Below are 8,046 nucleotides of genomic sequence, written 5' to 3' on the forward strand. Positions count from 1 at the left end.
GCTCGCCACCGGGCGCAGCGCGCCGTCAAAAACGATCGCCCGCGACGACGTGGTGCCTTGGTCGATTGCCAGAATATGGGTCATGAAGTCCTCCCGTTTCGCGCCTCAGGCCGCGTGCTCCTCCAGCCACGCGGCGACAGAGTTGACCTGATCGGCATCGAGCCGCAAGCCCAGCTTGGTACGCCGCCAGATCACGTCCTCGACCTTGCGGGCCCATTCCTTCTCGACGAGCCAGCGCAGCTCGGCCTCGGTAAGCGTACCGCCGAAATCGCGGCCCAGATCGGCCAGCGCCTTGGCATCGCCGAAGATGTCCCACGCCTCGGTGCCATAATGACGGATCATCCGCTCGGCCCATTTGCGATCCACGAAGGGGTAGTCCTGCGAGAGCTTGGCGATCTTGGCCTCGACCTCTTCGGGGGCGAAATCGCCGCCCGGGAGACGCGCGTCTTTCGTCCACGGCCCGCCCATCCCGGGCAGATGCGGGCGCAGCTTGGCCAGCGCATCCTCGGCCAGACGACGATAGGTGGTGATCTTGCCCCCGAATACATGCAGCGCCGCCGGCTGGCCCGTCGGGGCATCGAGCGAGAGCACGTATTCGCGCGTCGCCGCGGTCGCAGAACTCGCGCCGTCCTCATAGAGTGGGCGCACGCCGGAATAGGTCCAGACGACATCGTCGGGCGTAACTTCCTGCTTGAAATACTCGGAGGCGAATTCGCACAGGTAATCGCGCTCGGCTTCGGTGCATTCGGCGGCGAGCGGCGAATCCTCATGCGCGGCCTCGGTCGTGCCGATCAGGGTGAAGTCCTGCTCGTAGGGGATCGCGAAGATGATCCGCCCGTCGGTGCCCTGGAAGAAGTAGCATTTATCGTGATCGTAGAGCTTGCGAGTCACGATATGGCTGCCGCGCACGAGGCGGATATGCTCGCGGCTGGCGCTGCCCATCGTACCTTTCAGGATCTGCTCGACCCACGGGCCGCCCGCATTGACCACGGCGCGGGCCAAATGCTCCTCGCGCCCGTTCGGCCCCTCGGTGGTGATCACCCAATGACCGCCGTCGCGATGCGCCTCGACGACCCTCGTCTGCACACGAATGTCGGCGCCATGCGCCTCGGCGTCGCGCGCATTGAGCACGACGAGCCGGGCGTCCTGCACCCAGCCGTCGGAATATTCGAAGGCATGAGCGAATTGATCCTTCAGCGGCGCGCCTTCGGGCGTGTTGCGCAGATCGAGTCGCTTCGTACCCGGCAAGAGCCCCTGCCCGCCCAGATGATCGTAGAGGAACAGCCCCGAGCGGATCATCCAGGACGGGCGCTTGCCCCTCATCCACGGCATCACGGTCGAGAGCATCTTCGAGACGGGCGTATCGCTCTCGAAACGCATGTCGGCGCTGTAGGGCAGCACGAAGCGCATCGGCCAGGAGATATGCGGCATCGCGCGGATCAGCACCTCGCGCTCGGACAGTGCCTCGCGCACCAGTTTGATCTCGAGATACTCGAGATAGCGCAGCCCGCCATGGAATAACTTGGTGGAGGCCGAGGAGGTCGCCTGCGCGAGGTCGCCCATCTCGGCCAGACGCACCCTGAGGCCACGCCCTGCCGCGTCGCGCGCGATCCCGCAGCCGTTCACGCCGCCGCCGATCACGAAGAGGTCTACTGCCTGTGACATTCTGCGCACTCCTAATGCCCATCGCTTCTGCACCATTAGGCGCGATATTTTTCGTTATTGATAATTATAGACAATTTTCGCGCATAATCGAGCGTGAAAACGCCTCGCCCCCAAATTCTCCGCACCGATCACGAAACTTTTAAGGAACGCCAGCGTTGCTGTATGGTGAGTCTCGGGGCGTTCAGCACGTTTGACGGGCAGAAAACTGACGATGTAGCTAACTCGCCTAAGGGATTGATCGAGGTTAAAGTCGTGACGTGCGAAGAGTCTTACGTAAGGTAAGCCTTATCGGGAACCGGACGGGACAAGAGCATGTTCGATCATGAAACAGAACTGGAGATCGGGCTTGCTTCGGGGATGCGGGTCCGCATCGACCCGAAAGGCGCACGACTGACAAGTTTGGTCCTGCCAGGCGCCGACGGCCCGGTCGAGATTCTTATCGGCCCCGATCCCGGAGAGACCGCACGCAGCTTCCACGGCGCAACAATCGGGCGCTACTCCAACCGCATCGCCGGGGGCCGCTTCACGCTTGATGGCGAGCAGTTCCAGCTCGATACGAACGAGAACGGAAACTGCCTTCACGGCGGCGGTCAGGGCTTCGACCAGCGCGACTGGACGGTCGTCGCGCATTGGATCAACGCGGTGGCGCTGCGGCTCGAAAGCCGCGACGGCGATCAGGGCTTTCCCGGCAATCTCGTGGCGGAGGCGAGCTTTGCGCTATCGGACCCTGCCACTCTGACGATCACCTATCGCGCGCGCTGTGATCGGGCCTGCCCGGTCTCGCTGACCTCGCACGGGTATTTCAACCTCGCCGGCGGTGGCTCGATCGCCGATCACCGGCTGAAGATCAACGCCGATCAGGTGCTGGAGATCGATTCCGAAACATTGCCTTTCGGCGCCCCGCGCGATGTCGCAGGCACCCGGTTCGACTTTCGCGATTCGGCCCCGGTGCCGGGACCGGATGGCGCAGGCTTCGATCACAACTTCTGTCTGCGTCCCGGCGCAATGCGCGAGATTGCGGCACTGAACGATCCGGCCTCGGGGCGCAGCATGACGATGCTGAGCAACCAGCCCGGCTTGCAGGTCTACACTTCGCCATCGGGTGATAGCTTCAACGCGATCTGTCTGGAGCCGCAGGCGTGGCCCGATGCGCCCAATCACCCCGAGTACCCGTCCGCGATCCTGCAACCCGGCAAGGAATACGTGAACCGAATTCGCCTGCAGTTCTCGGGCTGAGCCCGCGAAATCCACGCCAGCGGAAAAGGCGCGGCGCGCAGGGTCAGGTCAAACCGCTCAGCGCGGCACCGGCTTGACGATATCGCTCATAGCCCTCGTCGAACGCCGCGCGCAACGCGGGCACCGGCTCGATCGTCGCGGCAATCTCGGGCGGGCGTGCGAGTTCCAACCCGCCGCCGGTCGCCGCCATCATGCCGAGCCGTGCCGCCCCGAAAGCGCCGCCGTAGTCGCCCGCCACCGGCAGGGCCACCGGCGTGTCGAGCGCCGTCGCGATTGCCTCACACCAATAACGCGAACGCGTCCCACCGCCGACACCAAGCAGCGTCTCGATCCGCGTCCCGGTCCCAGCCAGCGCGTCGCGACAATCGCGAAGCGCGAAACTCACGCCTTCCAGCACGGCCCGCGTCGTCGCCGCCCGATCGGTCGCATGCTCAAGCCCGATGAAGGCCCCACGGATCGCCGCGTCGTTCAGCGGCGTGCGCTCGCCGCCGAGATAGGGCAGGAAGCGCGCCTTGCCCGGCGCCCGCAACGGGCCGAGGCCCTCGGTCAACTGCTTGGCGTCGCTCTCCAGAAGCCGCGCATACCAGTTCAGCGCGTCGGTCGCGGCCAGGACCACGCCCATCTGGTGCCATGTCTGAGGCAGGGCGTGACAGAAGCTGTGCACGGCGCTCGCCGCATCGGGCCGATAGCCGTCGTCCGCGGCGAAAAGCACCCCCGAAGTGCCGAGCGAGACAAAGGCCTGTCCGGCCGCCACGACGCCGACGCCAACGCCCGAAGCCGCATTGTCGCCCCCGCCGCCCGCGACGACTACGCCCTCCGGCAGACCGAAGCGCGCCGCGATCTGCGGGCGCAGCGTGCCCGACACGTCCGAGCCTTCGACGAGACGCGGCATCTGTTCGCGCCGCATCCCGGTCGCCGACAGAAGCGCGTCCGACCAGTCACGCGCACCGGTATCGAGCCAGCTGGTTCCGGCGGAATCGGACATCTCCGAGGCATGTTCCCCGGTCAGCCAGAGCCGCAGGTAATCCTTCGGCAACAGTACCTTCGCCACCTTCGCGAAGATTTCAGGCTCTTGCTTCGCAAGCCAGACCAGCTTCGGTGCGGTGAAGCCGGGGAAGACGATATTACCGCTGATTTCGCGGAACTGCGGGTCGGCGTCGAGGGACGCCGCCTCGCGGTGGGCGCGGGTGTCGTTCCACAGGATGCAGGGCCGCAGCACCGCGTCCTGCGCATCCAGCAGCGTCGCACCATGCATATGCCCGGAAAGTCCGATACCGCGCACCGCCGAGAGGTCATGCTGCGCGAGCGTGCCCAGCACCGCCTCCATCGCCGCGACCCATTCGGCGGGATTCTGTTCCGACCAGCCTTCATGGGCGCGCGAAACGGTGAGGGGATGCGTCGCCTCGGCCACCACGCGCTGCGCATCGTCTATCAAGAGGCCCTTCAGCCCCGAGGTGCCCAGATCCAATCCGATAAACATCCTTGTCCTCCCGCGCGCGCTACTCGTCTCGCGCCGACCCTAACGTCTCTGGCGGGCATGTCGACTCCTCGACCCCACACGAATGTGCCCGTCCGTCGCACCGCATAACGGAACCGTGAGCGCATTGCGCGGTTGCCTTTCGAACAGTGACCCCGGAGCCTGGATGATCGCCTCTCTCTCGACCCCTCTTCTGCTTGGCGCTTTCACCCTTGCGGGGTTGATCGTCGTCATCTCCTCGATCAAGGCGACCGGGCTGGCCGACGTGATCGCGGATCGCACCCGCATCGGCGAGGCGCTGGCGGGCGGGATCGTTCTGGGCGCCGCGACTTCGCTGTCGGGGATCGTCGTCTCCGTCTCGGTAGCCGCACAAGGGGACGCGAGCTTCGCCTTCTCAAACGCCGTAGGCGGGATCGCCGCGCAGACCTTCTTTCTGGCGCTGGCCGACATGCTGCACCGGCGGGCCAATCTCGAACATTCGGCGGCGGAGCCTGCCAACCTGTTTCAGGCGGTGATGCTGATCGTGCTGCTTTCGATCCCGCTCGCCGCGACCGCCGCGCCCGATTACGCGATCTGGGGCATCAGCCCGGCCTCGGTGATCCTGTTTCTCGCCTATCTCGGCGGCACCAAGCTCGCAGCCCAGGTGTCGGAAACGCCGATGTGGAAACCGGTCGAAACCCGCGAGACCCGCCATGACGAGCCCGAGGACGAAGAAGAGAGGAACCGTTCACCACGCGGGCCGATCCTCGTCTTCGTCGGCCTCGTCGTCGTCATGGGCCTCAGCGGCTGGGTCATTTCGCAAGCGGGGCGGGAATTCGTCACACGTTTCGGCCTCAGCTCCTCGCTGGTAGGCGCATTGCTGACGGCGGTGGTAACATCGCTGCCGGAATTGGTGACGACGCTGACGGCGGTCCGCCGCGGCGCACTGCAACTGGCAATCGGCGGCATTATCGGCGGCAACACCTTCGACACGCTGTTCCTAGTCTTCTCGGACGGGGCGTATCGCGAGGGTTCGCTCTACCATGCAGTCTCGATGCCGGATCTGTACTGGCTGGCGACGGGACTGATGATGACGGGCGTGTTGCTCGGCGGGTTGATCCTGCGGCAGAAGGACGGGCCGGCCCGGATCGGGATCGAGAGCCTGCTTCTGGTCGCGATCTACGCCTCGGCAGTGGTGCTGCAAGTCCTCGCCTGACCAAGGATTCTTGCCTCTCAGGGCCGGATTCGCGAAATAGGCAATATACATTTGCCGCAAGGACCGTTATGCAGGCGCCTTCCGCACGGGCTGCCAGAAGCAGAGCGGCCCGTCCCTTACGTCATTGCTTGGACGACTTTCCGATGATCCCCTCCCTTTCCGCAGCGCTCGCCGAGCGCGGCTACGACACTCTCACTCCCGTGCAGGACGCGGTGACCGATCCCGCGCTGGCGGGCAAGGACCTGCTGGTCTCTGCCCAGACCGGCTCGGGCAAAACGGTCGGCTTCGGTCTCGCGATCGCGCCGACCCTTCTGGGCGAGGCCGAAAGCTTCGGCCCGGCCGGCACGCCGCTTGCACTCGTCGTGGCCCCCACGCGGGAACTCGCTTTCCAGGTCATGCAGGAATTGCGCTGGCTCTATGGCAAGACCGGCGCCATCGTCAGCTCGTGCGTCGGCGGCATGGATCCGCGGCAGGAACGGCGCGCCCTCGAGCGCGGCACCCATATCGTGGTCGGCACCCCCGGCCGTCTGAGCGATCATATCCGCCGCGGCGCGCTCGACCTGGGCGACATCCGCGCGGTCGTGCTCGACGAAGCCGACGAGATGCTCGATCTGGGTTTCCGCGAAGACCTCGAATTCATCCTCGGCTCCGCTACGGAAGAGCGCCGCACGCTGCTGTTCTCGGCCACCGTGTCGCCTATGATCGCGAAACTGGCCGAGCAGTTCCAGAACGACGCGCAGCGCATCTCGACGATCAACACCGCGCAGCAGCACTCCGACATCGCCTATAAGGCGCTGAAGGTCGCGGCCTCGGACAGCGATCATGCGATCTTCAACCTGCTGCGTTTTCATCATGACGAAAGCGCCATCGTCTTCGCCAACACCCGCGCGGCGGTGAACCATCTCAGCGCCCGTCTCGGCAATCGCGGCTTCTCGGTCGTGACGCTCTCGGGCGAGCTGTCACAGGCCGAACGCAGCCACGCGCTGCAGGCGATGCGCGACGGGCGTGCGCGGGTCTGCGTGGCGACCGACGTCGCCGCACGCGGTATCGACCTGCCGAACCTGAGCCTAGTGATCCATGCCGATCTGCCGCAGAACACAGAGAGCCTACTGCATCGTTCGGGCCGGACGGGTCGCGCCGGGCGCAAGGGGATGTCCGCGCTGATCGTGCCGCCTCGCATGGTCAAACGCGCCGAGCGCTTGCTGAAATTCGCCAAGATCAACGCGGAATGGACGGTGCCGCCCTCTGCCGAGTCGATCATCGCGCGCGACGAAGAGCGCCTGCTGACCGATCCCGATTGGCGCGAGCCGATCACCGAGGATCAGGCGGCGTTCGCGCGCAAGCTGCTCGACAGGCACGGGGCCGAGGCTGTCGCCGCCGCCTTCCTGCGCCTGCAGCAAGCGCGCAACGCACCGCCCGAAGACCTTCTGCCGCCCGACACCAAGGGCCAGTCCGAGCGTCAGGAATTCGGTCCGAGCCGCTGGTTCACCCTGTCGGTCGGGCGCAATGACCGAGCCGAGCCGCGTTGGCTGCTGCCGCTCCTGCGCCGCCATGCAGATCTGGAGAAATCCGCCATCGGCGCGATCCGCGTGCGCGACGACGAAACCTTCGTCGAGATTGCCGAGAAGAGCGTCGCAAAGTTCGCGGCCTCGCTTGGTCCCGATGGCGAACTCTCCGACGAGATCACGGCCCGCGCCCTCAATGGTGAACCCGATTTCGGCCCGCCGCCGAAAAAGCGGCGCGCCGACAAACCGCAGGGCAAGCCCCATCGTGGCGAGCGTGGGGAACACCCGGGCAAGGCGCCCCATCGCAAAGGCTCGCCCAAGGGCGCACGTACTGAAGGCGCTCCGGCGGACAATACCAAGACGAGCGGCTGGAGCCCGGATGACGAGGCGGTCTTTGCCGCCCTAGCGGATATCCCGTCGAAAAAGCGCAAGCCCGAGGGCGGCGCAGGCGCGAAACCGAAAAAAACTCGCGCGAAATACGCGGGCCCCGGCAAAGGGACGCATCCGGGAAAAAGCGGAAAGCCCAAGCCCGGCGGCCCGAAAAAGCCGCGCAAGTGACGATGTGATTCTACAAAAGGCCCGCAGCGATGCGGGCCTTTTTCGTACCAGATCCGAAGCGCCCGGGTCAGCGCCTCCTTACCGCCTTAGACTGTGAGAACACGACAGAAGCCTCCGTGGCCTGATGCCCCTTAATATCACTGTCACGGGTCTTTCGCCTTGCCACGAGCGAAGCCCGGTTGGTGATGCTATGCGTCCGTGCAGGTCAACTATTGGCCTCCGAGACGAGGTAAGCCCCGTAAGTCCGAGCTCCGGAACACGCTCGCCACGATACCAACGCCCGATCCCGTCATCATCCACCCGGCGCTTGCCGCGGTCTACCGCAGTAAGGTGGAAGATCTGACGGCAGCGCTCAATGACAAGGATAGTCGCAGCGAGGCGACGGCGATCCTTCGTAGCCTCATCGACCA

5 protein-coding genes and 1 pseudogene are annotated in these 8,046 nt (G+C 65.4%); 4 read left to right on the top strand and 2 right to left on the bottom strand.

Translation table 11 applies throughout. The features are described from left to right. Window positions 1–105: 105 nt before the first annotated feature. Window positions 106–1,665 carry a glycerol-3-phosphate dehydrogenase gene (gene glpD, locus B6V74_RS18535; protein ID WP_088723663.1) on the bottom strand — a complete coding sequence of 520 codons (1,560 nt, stop codon included), beginning with the start codon at window positions 1,663–1,665 and terminating at the stop codon, window positions 106–108. A 312-nt stretch (window positions 1,666–1,977) separates the two neighbouring features. Between glpD and B6V74_RS18540 the strand changes: the two genes are divergently transcribed. Then, window positions 1,978–2,901, top strand: a complete 924-nt coding sequence (locus B6V74_RS18540) for an aldose epimerase family protein (RefSeq protein ID WP_088723664.1) — start codon at window positions 1,978–1,980, stop codon at window positions 2,899–2,901. A gap of 43 nt (window positions 2,902–2,944) precedes the next feature. On the opposite strand, the gene xylB is transcribed toward B6V74_RS18540, so the two are convergent. Next, window positions 2,945–4,381 (bottom strand): xylulokinase, encoded by a 1,437-nt coding sequence (gene xylB, locus B6V74_RS18545; protein WP_088723665.1) that lies wholly within the window; start codon window positions 4,379–4,381, stop codon window positions 2,945–2,947. Window positions 4,382–4,544: 163 nt separating this feature from the next. Between xylB and B6V74_RS18550 the strand changes: the two genes are divergently transcribed. The 3 genes and pseudogenes from B6V74_RS18550 to B6V74_RS19095 form a co-directional block, all read left to right on the top strand. Continuing rightward, complete coding sequence (locus B6V74_RS18550) at window positions 4,545–5,573, top strand: cation transporter (protein WP_088723666.1); 1,029 nt, start codon at window positions 4,545–4,547, stop codon at window positions 5,571–5,573. A 143-nt stretch (window positions 5,574–5,716) separates the two neighbouring features. After that, a complete protein-coding gene (locus tag B6V74_RS18555; RefSeq protein WP_088723667.1) occupies window positions 5,717–7,636 on the top strand; it encodes a DEAD/DEAH box helicase in 1,920 nt (639 codons plus the stop codon). Between the two features lie 198 nt (window positions 7,637–7,834). Further along, a pseudogene (locus tag B6V74_RS19095) lies at window positions 7,835–8,046 on the top strand (hypothetical protein); the annotation flags it as partial.

Origin of the sequence: Thioclava sp. F42-5 (assembly GCF_002213195.1) — a bacterium.
GTDB lineage: Bacteria > Pseudomonadota > Alphaproteobacteria > Rhodobacterales > Rhodobacteraceae > Thioclava > Thioclava nitratireducens.

Coding starts and splice junctions, on each gene's coding strand:
- B6V74_RS18540 (WP_088723664.1), top strand. CDS start 1,978: ATGTTCGATCATGAAACAGAACTGGAGATCGGGCTTGCTTCGGGGATG.
- glpD (WP_088723663.1), bottom strand. CDS start 1,665: ATGTCACAGGCAGTAGACCTCTTCGTGATCGGCGGCGGCGTGAACGGC.
- xylB (WP_088723665.1), bottom strand. CDS start 4,381: ATGTTTATCGGATTGGATCTGGGCACCTCGGGGCTGAAGGGCCTCTTG.
- B6V74_RS18550 (WP_088723666.1), top strand. CDS start 4,545: ATGATCGCCTCTCTCTCGACCCCTCTTCTGCTTGGCGCTTTCACCCTT.
- B6V74_RS18555 (WP_088723667.1), top strand. CDS start 5,717: ATGATCCCCTCCCTTTCCGCAGCGCTCGCCGAGCGCGGCTACGACACT.